We start from the raw sequence: 18,586 nt of genomic DNA, 5'->3' as shown, positions 1-18,586 counted from the left end.
GGCAAATCTGTTCAATTGACGTTACAATCATTTCACTATTTTTTTGAAGGGGACAGGGATATTATCGCTGTCTTTTTTACTTTTGTCCCCCTCTCACTCTGTTAGAACAAAAGCACTCCCCCATCCCTTAACTACGCCCTTAGAGGAGAGTGTTGCGGATCTGTTCGATCGCGATCGAGTGCAAGGTCATCTGGGGCATTTAATTTATTAACAAAGAACAGGGGTGAAAATCTCCCACCGTGACTACTCAGCAAAATGATGATTTTACAGCGGCAACACCAGCATCAAACATAGTATTCAAGTTATGCTAACAACAGTCAGCCTCGATCTTTTGAATTGGCAACCGCTTAATATCAAATGTCCTATCAAAAACTACCCCGATGGCTCAAATTTAGCTTAACGTTCCCGCTAGTCTTTCTGAACGGGTGGCTAATTTTGCTACTTTATCATTCCCTGCAACCGATTTCTAGCATCGTTATTGCAGCTTGTTTAGTGACATTTTTACTAGACTATCCGATTGCCTTTTTGGAACGACGCGGATTGCCACGCGCTTGGGCAGTTGGGTTAGTTCTAGTTAGCGCAATTGTCTTAGTGGGCGCGATCGGTTTTGGGCTATTACCGATCGTGTTTCGACAGTTGGAGGAGTTTGTCAACCGTCTACCAGCTTGGCTGACAGCAGCACAAGCGCAAGTGGTCAACCTGAGTACACTCCCGATTTTTCAAAATATGCCGATCGAGCTGACTAATCTCACAGCCGGATTAACCGATCGAGTCACTCAAACTCTCCAATTAGCATCCCGCAAAGCAATCTTCCTGGCTTTAGATACGATTAATAGTGCCTTAAATTTGCTTTTAACTCTAGTTCTCACCATTTTATTAGTATTTAGTGGCGACTCACTATGGAGCGGATTATGGAGTTGGTTCCCGGCACCTTGGAACGATCGAATTCAAGACTCACTCAAACAAAGTTTTCAGAGTTATTTTGCAGGCCAAGCGATCGTCTCTACGATTCAAGGTATTTCGCTAATGACTGTTTTTCTCCTACTGCAAATTCCATTTGGACTGCTATTTGGATTGACGATTGGATTTGCCAGTTTGATTCCCTTTGGTGGCACCCTCACCATTACTGTAATTAGCTCGCTATTGGCTCTCCAAAACATTTGGTTGGGACTCAAAGTTTTGGCGGTGGCAATTATAGTCGGTCAAATTATTGAAAATGCGATCGCCCCTCGGTTGATGAGCGGCATGACTGGACTCAATCCCGCTGTTGTCTTCATCTCTGTGCTGACGGGATCTCAAGTGGCGGGACTGCTGGGACTCCTGCTAGCTGTGCCGATTGCGGGGTTTATCAAACGGATCGCCGATAGATTGAGAAGCTCTGAGCCGGATTCTTTACTAATCCCTCCTCAACGTGTTGAGGCAGGTTGAATCAGAACGAGAGCGCAGAGCAAACCCCCGCCAATAGTGTAGACATCCGCTGTGGAGAATTACCTAGAACCAAATACAATTAAAGAAGATCTGTCAGTCCGACATGAAGTGGATTCAGCCTTGCTGTATCGGAGGTAATCGACATGACAACGCTATCGATCCAAACTGATAATACACCCCTAACGGTCAACTTTCCAGCGATCGTCAACATGACGCAGGCGCAATTCATCGAATTTTGCCAAGCCAATCAAGATCTACGGATCGAGCGCACCGCCCAAGGAAAAGTCATCATTATGCCACCTGCTTTTTCAGACACAGGCAACCGCAATTTTAATATTGCCGTACAACTTGGGATCTGGGCAGAGCAAAATGGGACGGGAATTGGCTTTGACTCCAGTGCGGGTTTTACCCTACCCAATGGAGCTACCCGCTCTCCTGATGCATCGTGGCTTAAACTAGAACGCTGGAATGCTCTAACAGCAGCAGAACAAGCTTCCTTTGCACCAATTTGTCCAGATTTCGTCATTGAATTGAGATCTGCTAGCGATACCCTCATCTCCCTGCAAACCAAAATGCAAGAATACATCGACAACGGTGCATCCTTGGGTTGGTTAATCGACCGTAAAAATCGCCAAGTTTACATCTACCGTCCAGATCGAGATCCTGAAGTTTTGGAGCAGCCCGAATTTGTCACAGGCGATCCAGAGTTACCTGGATTTGGGTTGAAGATGGCAAAAATTTGGTAATTTGAATAATTGACTTGTCGAAATTTAGGTAGAAAGTTTCCAGATGATGACTAACGTCGGTTCGGGATTTTGAAAGCTAGGAGCAATCGATGTTGCACGGAGCAGATCCAAAAGATAAGCATCCAATGAAGGGATTTCCGCAAATCTGCTTCATTCAAAATACTGTGTCGAATCCCAAGATTATCATTGGAGATTATACTTACTACGACGATCCAGAAGATTCAGAAAACTTCGAGCGGAATGTTCTCTACCATTTTCCGTCGATCGGCGATAAATTAATCATCGGGAAGTTTTGTGCCTTGGCAAGAGGCATAAAGTTCATCATGAATGGGGCAAATCACAAGTTGAATGGGTTTTCGACTTATCCCTTTCAAATTTTTGGCAATGGCTGGGAAAAAGTAGCTCCTCAAGCAGGAGAACTGCCCTCTAAAGGTGATACGGTCATTGGTAACGATGTGTGGATTGGCTATGAAGCAGTGATGATGCCAGGGGTACAGGTGGGAGACGGAGCCATCATTGCCGCAAAGTCAGTTGTCGTGAAGGATGTTTTGCCTTATACAATTGTTGGTGGTAATCCAGCTAAGTGTATCCGTCAACGGTTTGATGATGAGACGATCTCTGCATTACTTAAAGTTGCTTGGTGGAATTGGGAGATCGAGAAAATCACGCGCAATCTGGAGCAAATTGTAGCCGCAGATATTGAAGCTCTGATAAATTGCAAGTAGCAACCATTGATTTGCATTGAAACTCCAGCAGGTTGTAAGTGCGCTGGTAACAATTACAGCGTTATCTGAATTAGTTTAAGAATTTAGTAGCAGCGTGTCACTCGCCAGTCATTACCCGCAACCGGATCGCATTTTCGCCGCTATCGTCGAGGGGTACTTCCACGATTTCGCCAGAGAGGCGTTCGACACAGGCAATGAGCGATCGCAAGTTGGGCGTACTAGCACCTGTATCGACGTACAAGCGATCGACTAAACTCCCCAACCGTTTCCAAGTTAAGTAAAATTTGGTCATCGTCTGCTCCAATTGGGCGGCTTGCTTGAGCACGTCGGCGGCGACGGGGAGACAGCCAACGCGCATCGCTTCTTCGAGTGCAGTGGCGAGATCGACTTTGGAGTCATTGAGGACTTGCACCTGTGCGCCAGCATCGAGATATTTGCAGAGACTGCGGGCATTGCTGGTGACGAGCTTGATATTATCAACGTCGGGATTGGCGGCTATTTCGTCTCGGATCGCGAGTTGGTGTGCTTCAGGTAGTTTCTCCATTTCTTTGACTAAGGGGGCGATGAAGCGCGGTGGCGTGGCTCCAGAGGCGGCTTGTTCTTTGACTTCATCAGGGATCAGATCGGAACTCATCGCCATCCATTCATCGGAGAGTTGACGCACTTCGCGGCGGGTGATCTGTTCGCCGCGTTCGGCAGCGTCGGTGACGAGTTGCTGCACTTCGGGGGCAGATTTGGCAGTTTCGACGAAGGCGCGTTTGCTAAAGTTTTTGAGCGCGGAGGGGGAGAGTTCGCCATTTTCGAGGAGAGTGTCGGCACTATTGGCGAGTTCGATCCAGGCGTAGGCTTGACTCTTGCTGAGTTCCCGATCTTTGAGCCAGTTGAGGAAACCTTGTCCGCGTCCGTCGCCGCCTTTTTTTTCTTTGTCACGCACTGCACGCAAGATCCGCCCCCGCCAGATCTCAGTCTGGAGATCGAATCTGTCGCATACCGTCCAAGCATCATCAATCCGCTGTCTAAAGTCGAAGTCACCGACTGCTTCATCTTCAGGATCGGGCAGATCGAAGGTGAGATCGGCATTAGTTTCTAAAGCCTCTACAAGTTCGAGATCTGTAGCAGAGCTGGGTGAAGCAGTCATCGATCGTCCTCAAAATAAATGGAAATTAGCACCAGCATGATGATGACTCTTAATGACTAAGAGTCGAAAAATCATCATAGCATTAGGATCGATCGCGTCGGCAGCGTCAGGTCTACATGAGGACTTTCTGCGGGATGATAAATTGTTCGCCAGCGATCGATTGGATTTCACCAATTCCCAAGCACACCCGATCGCTCATCACCTTGACATAGCCGCTATCCACATTGCTCGTAGTCCATCCTAGTTCGGCGACTGGTAGCTTTTTGCCCTGACTCCAACACTTGACAAGATCGGCATCTGTCAGTGTCGCCGTCGGCAGATCCGTCAGTGCGCGATCGGGTGAAATGGGTGTGAACATACCTGCTTGGTGCTGGCTCTCCAGCTCTGCCAAGGTGATGCTATCTGTCAATCTAAAGCCACAACTTGCATTGCGCTCCAAAAACGCCAAAACTCCTCTCGTGCCTAGGTTTTCGCCCAGATCGCGGGCGAGCGAGCGAATATAAGTACCCCCACCACAAGCAATCTGCACCTCAACTTCTGGAAAATCTCCAGGCGTCCACTTGAGGATATCAATCCGATCGATCGTCACTTGGCGGGTAGGTACGTCGATGACTTCCCCAGCGCGTGCTAGCTTGTACAATCGCTGTCCGTTGACTTGGATCGCACTATACATCGGCGGCGTTTGGACGATCTCACCAATGAATGCGGCAAGTACGGACTCGATCCGAGCGATCGTCAGATCTGGTATGGGTTGGGAGTAGACAACCTCACCTTCGAGATCGTCGGTGGTGGTTTGGACTCCCAAGCGAATGATGGCACGATATGCTTTGCCTGCGGGGAGGTATTCTAACAGTCTTGTGGCTTTGCCGATCGCGATCGGCAGGACGCCGACTGCGGCGGGATCGAGTGTCCCACCATGTCCGACTTTTTTCGTCTGCAAGATGCGGCGCACTTTCGCCACACAATCGTGAGAAGTCCAGCCTGCTAATTTCTGTAAGTTGATAAATCCGTCCACAGGTGCTCCGAAATTCTTCTATTTTAACTTTCCAGGAGTGAGAGCTTAAAATTCAATTCCAGGTTGAGCTTTGACGCCTTGTGCGCGGAACGGATGTTTGATCATCGTCATTTCGGTGACGAGATCGGCGATGTCGATCAAACTTTGGGGTGCGCCTCTACCAGTCAAAATTACGTGAGATAGTTCGGGTTTTTGTGCCAATCCGGCGATGACTACTTCGGGGCTGAGATAGCCCAATTTGAGCGCGATATTGATTTCGTCTAGTAATACTAACTGATAGCTGGGATCGATGATATAAGCCAAGGCTTGCTCCCAAGCGCGTGCGGCAGTGGCAATATCGCGATCGCGATCCTGAGTATCCCAGGTAAAACCTTCACCCATCGCCTGAAATACTAATTGGTCGCCAAAGCGTTCTAGCACGGCTTTCTCGGCTGGTTCCCAGGCACCTTTGATGAATTGGACGATCGCGACTCGATAGCCGTGTCCAAGCGATCTGAGCACCATTCCCAGTGCCGCCGTAGTTTTGCCTTTGCCCGTACCAGTATTGATGATAATCAAACCTTTTTTGTCGATCGATTTCTCGATCTGCTCGGCTTGTACCTGTTGCCGACGCTGCATCTTTTGTTTGTATTGTTCGTCGGTAAGGTTGGATTCTGATGACATAATCTAGGGATGAGGAATTAGGAGTGTATAATTGACTTGGTTTTGGCAGTGATATTTATTACTCTCAACTGTCAACTGTCAACTGTCAACTGATTTAATTACTTTGCCATCTGGACGTACGCACGATCGAGTAACCCTGTGGAGTTTGCCTATCATTGCTGGCGGGACGCTGTATGTGACTTCCCGTGCAGACTTGGCGTTTTGGGTATCGGGTGGTTTTTTAGTGAGCGGGTTGATCTTTGGGCCAGATTTAGATCTGTACTCCTTTCATTACAAACGCTGGGGGATGTTGCGGTGGTTGTGGCGACCGTATCAGCAAGCGATTAAGCATCGATCGATCTGGTCGCATGGGCCGATAATTGGGACGGTGGGCAGAATTTTCTATGTGGGTTTATGGGTGGGGTTAGTGGGTCTATTTTATCTAGGAATATCCCAATTACTTGGAGCCAAGACATATACCGGACAACAGTTAGTTGGTATTTTCCGGCACTCGATCGATCGCCATTTACCAATTTATTTAGCTTTGTTTTGCGGCTTGGAATTGGGTGCAATGAGTCATTATAGTAGCGACTGGTTGGTATCGACATGCAAGCGATCGCCATTACGCCATCTCTGGCAGCGCGACCCCAAACCCCAAACCGCAGCTCGGCAAAAAAAATTGCCCGTAAAACAGGCAAAAGGAGCGACGCAGAGGACGCGGAGGGGGAAGAGAACGCAGAGAGGGGACTAGTGAGGGGGCTAAGTTGAGATCGTTACCTCACTGATTATCTCTCTGCGTTCTCCGCTCTCTCTGCGCCCTCTGCGCTAGACTATTTCCAACACTTCCCCTTGGATCATCCGTTTGGCGGCATCAAGGAGAGCTTCTTCGAGGTATGGTTTGATAAAGTAGCCACTGGCACCGAGTTGGGAGGCGATCTGACGATGGCGATCGCTACCGCGTGAGGTGAGCATGGCGATCGGGATTTTGATGAGGGCGGGATCTTTCTGGATTCGGGAGAGGAATTCTAGTCCATCCATGCGAGGCATCTCGATGTCGCAGAAGACGATATCGCAGGGTAGACCAGCTCTGAGCTTGTCCCAGGCTTCTTGACCATCACGAGCCTGCTCGACGCGGTAGCCAGCCCGTTTGAAGGTCAATGAGAGCAATTCGCGGACGGTGATCGAGTCATCGACAATCAGTACCATTGATTCACGGACTTCGTCAGTTGGAGCGGTGATTTGAGATGTCCACTGTGTCGAAACATGCCGAGCGAGGGTACCTTTTGCCAGCGCGATCAATTCCATCACATCGGCAATCGGCACGATCCGCCCATCTCCGAGGACGGTGGCTCCAGCAATTCCCAGTGGTTTGGCTGCTGGCCCTTGCAGGGGTTTGATGACGATTTCTTGGTCGCCAGTGATTTTGTCTACTTGGACGGCGGTGAGGTTGCCATCACTACGGAGAATCAAGATCGACACTAGATCGCTATCATCTTCGTTGGTGGTGTAGAAATTGTTGCGCGCTAACGGACGATTGAACGCCAGCAATTCCGATAATGGTTTGAATGGCATCAGTTCATCCCGCCAAAAGATGCACTGTTCGCCGTCACTGTTGGTTTGAATCTGTTCGGGACTGACATCTTGAGTGTCTTCAATCCCGTCCATCGGAAAGGCGATATTGCTTTTGTTATTGACAGCAATCAACGCTTTGGCGATACTCAGTGCCAATGGTAACCGAATGGTAAAGATAGTGCCGACGCCAAGTTGTGATTCTGTCGCGATCGTCCCTCGAATTTCGGTGATACTAGTTTTGACAACATCCATACCTACGCCGCGTCCTGCCAATTCATCGGCTTGGTCTTTGGTCGAGAAGCTAGGCAAAAATAGGAGTTCGTAAACTTCAGTTTTGGACATTGTTGCTGCTTGTGAGGCAGTAACGATCCCTTTTTCGATCGCTTTGGCTTTGACGCGTTCGGTATCGATGCCCGCACCGTCGTCAGAAATGGAGATAATGGTCTGGTTCCCTTGATGGAGGGCGCGGATGGTGATTTTGCCGTCGCTGGATTTGCCAGCAGCTAGTCTGGTTTCCGTTGATTCGATCCCGTGGGCGATCGCGTTGTTGACCATGTGAATCAATGGTTCGGTGAGACTTTCGAGGATCACCTTGTCGATGAGCGTATCGCGTCCTTCGACGCTGAGTTCGACATTTTTGCCATATCTCAGCCCGTTGTCGCGGACGCCCCGTTGCAGTCTGTCGGCGGTTTGGGCAAAAGGCACCATCCGCGATTTGGTCAAGTCTTCCTGAAGCTGTCCGGTAATCTGCCGGAGGGTGCGGGTGACTTCCGTACTACCATCGACGACGAACTCAATATCCGCTGTGGATTCGCGGACGCGAACTGTCAACTCGATCATCTTTTGAGATAGTAAGTGAATCGGCGTGAAGCGATCCATTTCTAGCGGATCGTATTCGATCGAGGTATCCGCGATCGCCAAATCTTCACCATTCAGTGGCGGCGGTGGGGACGCCAGTTTATTTTGCTGGCGGCTGGCGACGAGCGAGTTTTCCATCAACGATCGCTCGTAGAGATCCTGCATCCGCTTCCCGACTTCATTGAGCTTTTGGACTTCAGAGAGGAGTTTTTCGACAAACTGACGCATCCGGTTTTGGTCTTGCTCCAAGGTGTTCCGGTTGACTACTAGTTCCCCGACGAGGTTGTTGAGGTTGTTGAGATGTCGCACCGATACCCGCATCGTTTGCTCGAATGTCCGCGATTGTTTCGCGCGACGATCGGGTTTCTTCTCCTCCGTGACTGCGGCTGGAGTGGCGACGGGTGGGATCTCAACTGCTGCTGGTGCGGCGATCTCGCTCATCAGATCGTCCAGATCGACCTCTGGGGCGATCGGAGTGGCAGGAGCCGCCATCAGCGCGTCGAGATCGTCAAATGCCGCTCCCCCAGCGAGGGCAGCACTACCGACCCCTAGAGCCGCAATTCCTAGTAGTGTGTCTAAATCGCCAGTGTCTGTGAGGTTGGAGACAGGCTGCTCGTTCAAGATATTTCCAAAATCGGTCAATTCGTCACTGGTGACGGCGGCACTGAGGTTGTCCAAATTGAAGTCCAATTCCGAGAAATCGTCATTGGTTTCGTCACTGGTGACGGCAGCACTGAGGTTGTCCAAATCAAAGTCCAATTCCGAGAAATCAGCGATGTTTGCCGCTGGTGCGACAGTATCGGTGTCTAAATTTTCGGCATCGAGTAGACTCCAGTCTAAATCCCCAAAGCTGCCGTCAACAGGTGATGCCTCACTCACAACGGTGCTGTCGAACATATCGAGATTCAAATCTGTGGCGTCACGATCGAGCGGTGTGGTTACCAATTGCTCGGCGAGAGTAGATTGTGGCTCGACAACCTCAGCAGCGATCGGCAGTGGTGGTGAGAGCAAATCAAATTCAGATATGTCTGAAATTGGTGCGCCACGATCGAGAATATCTAACTCGAAGTCCGCAAAATCATCGAGATCGAATAGCTGCATATTTGGCTGGCTAGCATTCAGGAAGTCTAGATCCACATCTTCAAAATTGGGACTGTGACGATCGTCACAGTCTAACTCCGCAAAAGAGTTCCCGATTTCCGCATCGAGATCGAGATCGCCACTGCCGAGCGGATCGCCATCGAGTGGGGTATTCTGGTCGAGACGATCGTCAATTAATGGTACCAAATCAATCCGATCGCGATCGCTTGTAGCGGCGACTGCTGGATCTTCACTAACCAGCGAATGGAGATCCAAGTCATCTAGATCGTGCTGGCTGGCAGCTAGCTCCTGTCGATCGACAGCACTAAAATCTAGATCGGTAAAACCATTATCGATCGCCGCGCCGATGGCTAGATCGTTGTCCCCAAAATAACTAAAATCTAAATCGGTAAAATCATCGCCAATACAGGGATTGACAATCGCGCCACTACTGCCGAGTGGATTGATATCTAAGCCGCCAAAATCATCTAGAGCATCGCTCGTCGGTTCATTAGAGCCAAGCACATCGAGCTGGAGATCCTCAAAATCATCAACTTCAAATTGCGATCCAGATAAGTCATAGCGGGAATCGATCGATTCGGGGATAGTTAGATCGTCAGCGATCGTCGCTGCTGGCTCTTTACTACTATTTAGGTCTTCCAAATAGAGTAAATCTGAAGTAAATGAGGCAACACCATGACTCACTGGCGATCGCTCGTCATCTTCAGGCTCACAATCGAACGGATCGGCTAGCTCAAGTGCCGCACACTCAGATCGATCGGGAGTGTCGATCGCTTGAGTGTGGATATTCGCGGTGACTGGTGCTGCTGTCTGGCTGGCAATTTGTGCTAATGCCTCCGGCTCAGACCAAGTTTCGGCAGTGTCAAGCGGGGGAAAGAGGTCGCTGGTGGGCAGATCGAGACTAAAATCCGCTCCAGGGATATCGACGGCTAATGGTGCCAAATCGGGCTGAAGCTGGTAGTCATCGAGATCGACCAGCAGATCGAGATCGATCGCTGCCTGTGGAGCTGCGGCTAACTGGGTACTCGACCAGAAATTGGCACCGTCGAGATCGAGATCGTCGATGCCATCCAGATCGGGAGTGTAGAATGTTTCCTCATCATACTCACTCAGCACTGCGGGTGAGGCGGTCCCATCAGGGGGGATTTGGGCGATCGACAAGCCGAGATCGTTGAGTGGGGTCGGATCTAATGCTGCCACTGGTTCAAATAGTTGAGCATAAAATTTATCGGTGGTGGCATTTCCCAAAGCTGGTAATGGAACTTCCCGATCGCGGAAATCCTCATCCTGCATCCATGTTCCTTCTGTGGGCAATCGATCGCCGATCGAGTTCACAAACTCATTTAATTCGATCTCGTCTGGATCGAATGCTGCGGCTGGCACACTCAAGACGGGATTGTCGGGTGCTACTCGCACCCTATCGATCGATCCTGGTGCGGGGAGCTGTTGCCCGTTGCGATCGTGATGACGAGCGATCAGCAGCTCCAAATCGGGTGTGATGCCGATCGCTTGCTGACGATGAGCCAATACTAGGACTTGGGCTTGCTTGACAGCGATAGTGATACTTTCGCCCAGGTGGGGGAGGGGATTGGCGGGATTGGCGATCGCCAATCGACACGCTGTAAATAGATTTGTCCATTCGAGGAACTCAAAATTTTCGCCTAGATTTCCCAGCTTTTGACAAATTTGTTGAATTTGGGTGCGGGTTTCGGGTCGATCGGGTTGTAGACACAGACCGATGATTTCAGCTAGTTTTCGGGTCACATATTCCCCGAATACCTGTTCGATCGCTGGCTCTCGCTCTGGCGATCGCTCGTAGCTGATGAGGATTGCTGGCTTGCTGTCGATCGCGGCTAAGTGCTGGAGATAGGCTCTGAGTTCGGCAAAGACCGGATCGCCGATCGGATCGGCAGTCGCCGGATCGCACTCGTAAGGATTGCTAGCTACCCGCACCCGCTCGACCCCAGCCTGTAAGATCCTAAAGCTGGCTAAAAATAGTGACTGGAGTTGACTATCTACGTCAATTTGAGGCTGTTCTTTGAGCAGTTTGAAATTGGCTTCAAATTGGTTGCCGATCTGTTGGACATCGGGTAGTCCGAGCATAGCAGCACTACCTTTGATCGAATGTGCTGCCCGAAACAGTTCGCGAATCATCGTCGGCTGTCTGACTGTTTCTGGCAGTTTGCGTAAGCCTTGCTCGATCGTGTGTAAGTGTTCGCTAGCTTCTTCTAAAAAGTAGCCCAGAATGCGATCGTGTTCCATAAGGGGGTAGAGAGTGAAGAAAGTGGATGGTGGATGGTGGATGGTGGATGGTGGATGGTGGATGGCTTGCACCGTTGGCGGTAGACTACCGTAGGCACAGTGTGGATGTTGACAATTAGCGGATGGAGAGTAAATTTACGACTTATTCACCATTCACCATTCACCATCCACCATTCACTTTCCACAATTACTCAACTTTGAATCGCTCGACATAAGTGAGCAGATTCCGCGCGACGACTACGAGATTTTCGAGGGATGAAGATACCTTTTGGGCTTCTTGAGAGGTTGACTGAGCTTGGATTTCGACCGATTGCATAACTTCGGTGACGGCTTTGGATGTTTCGCGTTGCTCGATCGTGTCGGAGGTAATCGATCGCACCAGTGCATCGATCCGATTGGATACTTGGATGATGTCATCGAGCGATCGCTTGGCTTGTTCTGCTAGTTTGGTACCTTGGATGACTTGTTGTGTCCCCTGTTCCATCGCTGCCATTACTGAGCCAGTCTCACTTTGGATCTGGAGCACGATATGCTCGATTTCTTTGAGAGCTTTGGCACTTCTGTCTGCTAGCTGACGGACTTCATCGGCGACGATCGCAAATCCTTTGCCTGATTCGCCCGCTCTGGCGGCCTCGATACTGGCATTGAGAGCGAGTAAGTTGGTACGGGAGGCGATTTGAGAAATTACGGAGACGATTTGGGAAATTTGTTGAGAAGATTCAGCCAGTCGCTTGACTTTACGCGTACTTTCTGCTACCGTTTCGCGAATCTCTTGAATACCAGCTACCGTCCGGTCTACCGCTTCACCACCTTTGAGGGCGGTCGAAGAAGCGGTGCGGGCTACTTCTTCTGATTCACGGGCACTTTCAGCTACCCGCTTGATCGATGCTGTCATCATTTGGACGGAGTTGACCGTGACGGCGAGTTCTTCAGCTTGACTGAGCGCGTCCGAAGATAGTCGCCGCGCAAATGCTTCACTCTCGGTCGAACCTTGGTTGACCTGGACGGCGGCGACTTGCACCTGTTGGACGATCTGCCGCAAACTATCGATCGTCAAGTTGAATGAGTCCGCCACCGCACCGAGGACATCGGCAGTGACTTCCGCTTTGACGGTCAGATCGCCTCGCGCCGCACCTTCGACATCATCGAGGAGGCGGATTACCTGGCGTTGTAGCTCATCTTTGGCAAGTTCCATCTCGCGTGCCTTGCGTTGGGCTTCGGAGTTGCTAGTTATCACCGATTGCAACATATAGTTGAATGAGGACGACAACACGCCCAATTCATCCTGCGAAGAGACAGTAGCGCGAGCCGCCATATTGCCCTGAGCCACCTGTTCAAAATTGGATTGCAAGTCGCGCACACTGCGACTTACCTGCTTGGTATAGCGACCCATCAAGACTCTAGCGATCCCAAAACTCGCTAGACCGCCCAACACCATCGCGATCGCCCCTGTCCGTTGGAGTAGCGGGATCGCGGCTTTATCCTTGTTGTCGAGCGTCAGACTAGTGGCAAAAGTCGCTCCAGCGATCGCGATCGCCGCACCCAATCCAGCAGCACCAGCAGTCAGCCACTGCTTCTTCTGAAATGAAGCATTCTCAAACGGTGCAAAGATACCTTGGGCGGGGGGGATATTGGTCATCAGGGTACTATCCTCTCGATAGATATTACTCATCGCTCCAGGCTGTTGATTTTTGATCCCAGAAACCGACACCCCATTGATGAAGGTCGAACTATCATCAAACATCCCCGAAGATTTGGGGATTTCGATCGCCGAGGGTGTAGGTTGTTCGAGGAAATCATCTGGCAAGTCAAAAAATCCCGACTGCACGCCGCCACCACTATCGGGGATCGAAGATAATGAATGCTCGAGCGTCTCGAACTGTTTGGGCGAATTTGGTGTGGGGGAATGTGCCGCCACTGGACTAGTTGGTTGGGGTGTGAAAGCTTCCTGAAAAGCTGGTGCGATACCGAAGTCTGAGTCATCGGCTGTGGGCTGGTTGGGATTGCCAGATGCTTGTCCGTGGCGATCGTCATCCATCCAGTGGGAGCTATCGGCTGCGTGCCCAGTTGGCGGCCATGCCATCGGTAAGGCACCGCTGATTTCATTGAGAGCATCTGAGATATCTTCAACTGAAAATTCACCTGGTGGGGTATTGGGTTCGCGATCGAGTGGATCGAGACCATGATTGGAGAAAATTAGTGTTGGTCGATTGGCAGGGCTTAACTCCTCCACGCTAGTTTGACTTTGGGGCTGGAGATTGTCCGTGAGCGAGTCAATGTTGGTGCGCTCTGGCTCTGGGGTGGTGAAAGTCGATCGATCGCTGTTGTCAACTGTCGATCCCGCTCGATCTGGATCGAAAGTCGCAAACGCCCGTCGTGCCGCTGGCGAGACATTAAAAAATCCCGTATCATCAACCGCTTCAGTAGTAGTGGCTAGCGGGAAATCGCCAAAAAGTTGGCTGCTGGGATCGGCACTCAGTTCGCCCTCCTTGGTATAGCCAAAAGCAAAAGCATCAGTGAGCGTTTCTTGTTCGTTATTATGAAAACCCGTTGCTACTGGGGGCTTTTGACCGAGCGCACTAGTCTCGACCGCAAAAAAGTCTGTCGCTTGGTTCGGAAACAATTGCCCCGACATATCGACATTAAAATTCAGAGCTGCCAGATCGAAATCTTCATCAGCAGTCAGATCTTCTGGTTGTCGCCAAGTTAGCAACTCCGCCGAATCTGCACTGGTATCGCGATAGTGTCCGCCCGAGTCACCATCATTGAACTGTTCGCGACTGCCAGATTGGCTCAGACAAGAATTGGCGTATTCCAAGCCACTATGTGCAAACTGGAGAAATTCTGGATCGCTGGAAATCCCAATGACATATTCATACTCTTTTTTGCCAATCTCATATTGATACAAACCATAGCAATAGATGTGTCCGCGCAAGAGTCTGACGCTCGGATCGTCATGAAATTTAGTGACGAGAGTATCGATGATTGACGCTGCTTTTTCGTAGTTACCTTGAAGATAAGCTGCTTCTGCCAATTGATAATCTTGAGTATAGTCTTGAGTGTAATCTGGATTAGAAATCATTGTTTTTACTATCTATTAACTGGCTGATTTGATAAATTATGGATATTTTGTATAAGTTTTAGGCTATTTTTGAGATGAGTAGCAAAAAGCAGGATATTTTTCGATACCGCCGGAGGCAGTATTGACTGAAATTGATTAGATTGTCCATTGCGAAGAGCGAAGAATTGCGACTCGATCTAATAATTTCAATCCTGGCGTCGCTGCCGTGGTCGGATAGACTCCCTTGACAAAATTCCGCATCGCTACTGGGAGATCGCGATCGGGTGGGAGCATCTGCGAGAGATCGAGCCATTCCGTATTTGCCACCGTATGCACGGCAAAACCCATCACCAGTTCCTGTTCTTCCACAATTAGCACGGAGACTTCGTTTTGGTTGGTATTTACCAATACGCGATCGCCGAGAAATTGACCCAGATCGGCTACCCAAATTACTTGACCGCGCCAATTATATGTACCGAGGAAGAACGGTGAAGCATTGGGAATCGGGGTGATCCGATCGAAATAAACCGACATCACCTCGCGGACGCCAGAAGCGATCAGTGCAAACTCATTCCCCGAGGGGACATCAAAGCGCAAACACAACTCGCCATCGCGGCTCCCAGCCGTCACATCAGTAGTGTCGGGAGCAGTGTCGCTAGTGAGAAAATCTAAATTGAGAACCATCAGCTCTATCCTAATTTCGCAATAACTGTTCGATCGGACTTAGCAATTCCACTGGCTCGAAAGCAGTGTCGCTAGTGAGAAAATCTAAATTGAGAACCATCAGCTCTATCCTAATTCCGCAATAACTGTTTGATCGTACTTAGCAATTCCACTGGCTCGAATGGTTTGCAGACATAGGCATCTGCACCTTGACGCATTCCCCAATGTTTATCAAAATCCTCGCTCTTGGAGCTACACAAAATCACTGGCACATCTTGAGTTTTGGGATTAGATTTGAGCATTCGACAAACTTCGTAGCCATTCATCTTGGGCATGACAACATCGAGCACGACAATATCTGGAATGATTTCCAGGGCAACTGCTACAGCTTGTTCGCCATCCATGGCGACATTGACTGTCATCCCACTAGCTTGGAGTAGCTCTTTGATCATTTCCCGCTGGGCGGTACTATCATCCACAACTAGAACTGTTTTCATATATCTGCTAATCGATGAGGTGAATGGAGGCTGAGAGCATGGACATTGAAGGCGATCGAGCGACTTTATACATAGTAGAGGTTCATAGCTGATACCGATCGGCATCGGAGAATAGGACTAGAGACGAGTGGGTACCACCCATTAGCAACTGTCAACTGACACCAAATTGCTAACATTAAGCTGTCAGCGGCGGCAAATCTGGAACCTGTCAAGTTAGCGATGACTCAGAGCATCCTCAAAAATTTACCCAGTTCGAGTGTCGGTTCCGCAAATTATGTCCGTTACACTTAGTTTTCCCACACATTCACCAGTTTGTTGCACCATTTCCAAGATCCCTCAAAAATTTAGTTAGATTTTATGCTGATGACAGAAGGCGGTCGATGTATATATAGTTGTTAGTGATGACATCTCGCTAATTGAGACAAAGCTTAATTAAACTCATCTTGGTACTGAGCACGGAAAAATGACTGATGCTCCTCTCGCTGAGGCAAAGCCAACCCAGCCACTGCTGCTGGCGCTGCGTCGCTCACCCCCCAAATTCATTGTCAACCCGAGCTTGAGCTGATTGGTAAAATTCACAGACGGGAGTTCGTGGCTGATGTCTCTACCACATCCGGTTTTGAGTAATCCAGTCAGAGCGGCTCGAAGTGTCTACTAAGTATTGGCACAGGATCGATCTTTTGGATTCACCGCTCGATCCTGTCCGTTGGCGAAGCCGCTCCTGTGCAGAATCGACAACAGCCTAAATTTATATATATAAGATAAGGGAATATCAACGTGTTGTATCTAGCAGAAGTCCAAAAGCCAAAATCAGGGTTCAATATCGGCGGTAGAAGTAAGCCCGAACTCAAACTATTGGCTTGTCAGCGTACCGAACAGAATTGGAGTGCCATCCCTGGCGAAGAGTTAATTAGTGCGCCTGATGACATTGGTAATTACAATCCTGGCGTATTGGTACTGGTAGAGATGAATGCCAGTCGCCAAATTCAATCCCAAATTCGGGATGCTGGTAAACATTTGGTTGGTATTCTCCAAAATCTGTCGCGGCAAATTGAAAAATATAAGAAAGAAGCTGACGAAATCGAAAGCTGGCGGCAATCACTGAGCTTGCAAAGCCAGCAACTGCAACTGCGTCAGGAAGAAATTTATGGACGGGAAGAAGATCTCGAACACACCCGCGCCGAACTCGACAGATTGACACAAGAAACGCAAGCTCTGGAGGCGACACGCGATCAGCACGAACAATCTCGCCAAGCACTAGAAGCGCGGTGGGAGCAATTACGTGCCAAAGAGCAATATCTCGACCAGCAAGAGCACTCGATGGGTGGAGCACTCAGCGAACAACAAATCGCCGAAATTCGGACGGCTCTCCACCAACTGGGCGGTACTGCGGGTGCGCTCAATCCGCAACAACTCGAACTCACCGTTGCCGCGATCGAAAGTCAACAGGAGCTGCTCACTGGATATTGGGAGCAATTGCATCAGCACCAACAGCAGGTAGTGGACACTCAAGCAGAACTCGATCGTCAGCACCAAGAACTCGATCGCGCCAAGCAACAACTCCAAGAATTGCAAACTGCTCTCGAAGCCACCCAAACCGACTGGGAGGTAGAGCAACACACACTCACGATGCAACAAGAATACGTGCAACGGTTGACTACTCGCATCGGTTTGGAGCAGGAAAATTATCAGCAGATTTATCTGATCTCTAAAGGCAGTACTGATATTGGTGATATCCAAATCGACCTCGAACAGTTGGAAACAATGCCACTTGCCCAACTCCAAACAATTGTTGAAAATCTCCAAACCGAAGTCGATCGATCGGTAAATTTTGTACATTTAGAAGAAGAAGAGCTGCAAGAAAAGCAAGCAGCGATCGACGAACTTCGTCAAGCAATTTTGGCTGCCAATGATTTCGACAGGCTCAAATTGGAAGCCGATCTTGCTGACGAACAAGATGGCTATAATATGCTCGACCACACTCTCGACGGTCAACGCCAAACCATGCGCGAACGACAAACTTATCTCCAAGTTCACAATCGTATCCTGCGCCAACGTCAAGGTCATCCACCAGTAGGAGCAGATCGATCGCAGATCGAATGGGAGTCGATCTTACAAATATTGGATAGCCAACGCCAACAACAGCAATCGGAACTAACTCAAGTCGAAACCGAAATTCACAACCTACGGGCAAACATCGAGCAAACTAAAGCCAAAATCGAACGACAAGTAGAGACTTATCTCTACGAATCCAAGCAGGTACAAGATCTCGAATTCCAACATCAAACTACCAAACAGTTAGCTACACAACTAGTTGCTAAAATCGCTGTCTATGAAGATCTAATTCAACCATTACAAGATCGTCTCAACACATTTAAACATCAGTTGAGTAGCTTGGCTGATGCTGTCGATCGTCAACCAGACAATCACCAAGCCATGCAACAAATTGAATCTTTATTAAACAATCTCGTTCATGGGATGCCGATGGATGGTTGATGGTGGATGGTGGATGGTGGATTGATAAATAACTATCACAACTTACTTATTTATGACCAAAATGCCAAATAACTTTACCTAAGATTGTCCCACGGGCGATCGTGATGCCGATCGAGTCATGGCGATTGTCACCGATCGCGATCGCTAAAGTCGTCAATATTGCCACAATTGTCTCATCGGCAGCGGGTAGAGGGTAGAGGGGAGCGATGAATAACTGCTGCGATCGTGGTTACTGAGTTGATATAGCAGTCGCCACATCGGTTAAGACACTCTAGATCTCAGTCCGCGTAGCGATGCGCGATACGTAGGCTTTGCCGAGGGTTTAGCGACCCAAATCACGCGGAGGTTCCCTCCGCATGTGTTTGGGTCAAGACAGCGCATC

Annotated in this window: 12 protein-coding genes; 5 read left to right on the top strand and 7 right to left on the bottom strand. The window is 49.4% G+C overall.

Annotation, left to right across the window (positions count from 1 at the left end; genetic code table 11):
- Window positions 1–357 precede the first annotated feature (357 nt).
- From ACEW9I_RS16995 to ACEW9I_RS16985, 3 genes are all read left to right on the top strand, one after another.
- Window positions 358–1,428: an AI-2E family transporter gene (locus ACEW9I_RS16995; protein ID WP_373541519.1), complete on the top strand. Its 1,071-nt coding sequence runs from the start codon at window positions 358–360 to the stop codon at window positions 1,426–1,428.
- A 143-nt stretch (window positions 1,429–1,571) separates the two neighbouring features.
- The gene (locus ACEW9I_RS16990) at window positions 1,572–2,174 is read left to right on the top strand and encodes a Uma2 family endonuclease (protein WP_373541518.1); all 603 of its coding nucleotides are present in this window, start codon (window positions 1,572–1,574) and stop codon (window positions 2,172–2,174) included.
- Between the two features lie 89 nt (window positions 2,175–2,263).
- Window positions 2,264–2,899, top strand: coding sequence for a Vat family streptogramin A O-acetyltransferase (locus tag ACEW9I_RS16985; RefSeq protein WP_373541517.1), 636 nt, complete (start codon window positions 2,264–2,266; stop codon window positions 2,897–2,899).
- Between the two features lie 97 nt (window positions 2,900–2,996).
- Here ACEW9I_RS16985 and ACEW9I_RS16980 read toward each other — a convergent pair whose 3' ends face one another.
- The 3 genes from ACEW9I_RS16980 to cobO form a co-directional block, all read right to left on the bottom strand.
- On the bottom strand, window positions 2,997–4,037 hold the full coding sequence (locus ACEW9I_RS16980; protein WP_373541516.1) for a hypothetical protein: 1,041 nt from the start codon (window positions 4,035–4,037) through the stop codon (window positions 2,997–2,999).
- A gap of 112 nt (window positions 4,038–4,149) precedes the next feature.
- Window positions 4,150–5,052 (bottom strand): tRNA pseudouridine(55) synthase TruB, encoded by a 903-nt coding sequence (gene truB / locus ACEW9I_RS16975; RefSeq protein WP_373541515.1) that lies wholly within the window; start codon window positions 5,050–5,052, stop codon window positions 4,150–4,152.
- A 45-nt stretch (window positions 5,053–5,097) separates the two neighbouring features.
- A complete protein-coding gene (gene cobO / locus ACEW9I_RS16970; RefSeq protein ID WP_373541514.1) occupies window positions 5,098–5,715 on the bottom strand; it encodes a cob(I)yrinic acid a,c-diamide adenosyltransferase in 618 nt (205 codons plus the stop codon).
- A gap of 103 nt (window positions 5,716–5,818) precedes the next feature.
- Here cobO and ACEW9I_RS16965 point away from each other — a divergent pair, with 103 nt between their 5' ends.
- A complete protein-coding gene (locus ACEW9I_RS16965; RefSeq protein ID WP_373541513.1) occupies window positions 5,819–6,445 on the top strand; it encodes a metal-binding protein in 627 nt (208 codons plus the stop codon).
- A 74-nt stretch (window positions 6,446–6,519) separates the two neighbouring features.
- Here the strand turns inward: ACEW9I_RS16965 and ACEW9I_RS16960 are convergent, their stop codons facing one another.
- The 4 genes from ACEW9I_RS16960 to ACEW9I_RS16945 all read right to left on the bottom strand — a co-directional run bounded on the left by ACEW9I_RS16960 (window position 6,520) and on the right by ACEW9I_RS16945 (window position 15,708).
- Window positions 6,520–11,559, bottom strand: a complete 5,040-nt coding sequence (locus ACEW9I_RS16960) for a response regulator (RefSeq protein WP_373541512.1) — start codon at window positions 11,557–11,559, stop codon at window positions 6,520–6,522.
- Between the two features lie 115 nt (window positions 11,560–11,674).
- A complete protein-coding gene (locus ACEW9I_RS16955; protein WP_373541511.1) occupies window positions 11,675–14,569 on the bottom strand; it encodes a methyl-accepting chemotaxis protein in 2,895 nt (964 codons plus the stop codon).
- A 135-nt stretch (window positions 14,570–14,704) separates the two neighbouring features.
- Window positions 14,705–15,232 (bottom strand): chemotaxis protein CheW, encoded by a 528-nt coding sequence (locus ACEW9I_RS16950; protein WP_373541510.1) that lies wholly within the window; start codon window positions 15,230–15,232, stop codon window positions 14,705–14,707.
- A 110-nt stretch (window positions 15,233–15,342) separates the two neighbouring features.
- Window positions 15,343–15,708, bottom strand: a complete 366-nt coding sequence (locus ACEW9I_RS16945) for a response regulator transcription factor (protein ID WP_373541509.1) — start codon at window positions 15,706–15,708, stop codon at window positions 15,343–15,345.
- A gap of 777 nt (window positions 15,709–16,485) precedes the next feature.
- Between ACEW9I_RS16945 and hmpF the strand changes: the two genes are divergently transcribed.
- Window positions 16,486–18,204: a pilus motility taxis protein HmpF gene (gene hmpF, locus ACEW9I_RS16940; RefSeq protein ID WP_373541508.1), complete on the top strand. Its 1,719-nt coding sequence runs from the start codon at window positions 16,486–16,488 to the stop codon at window positions 18,202–18,204.
- Window positions 18,205–18,586: the final 382 nt, after the last annotated feature.

It is taken from the genome of Chamaesiphon sp., from assembly GCF_041738855.1.
GTDB lineage: Bacteria > Cyanobacteriota > Cyanobacteriia > Cyanobacteriales > Chamaesiphonaceae > Chamaesiphon.
Note: the sequence above shows the minus strand (reverse complement) of the source record. Positions and strands in the feature narration are given on the sequence as shown.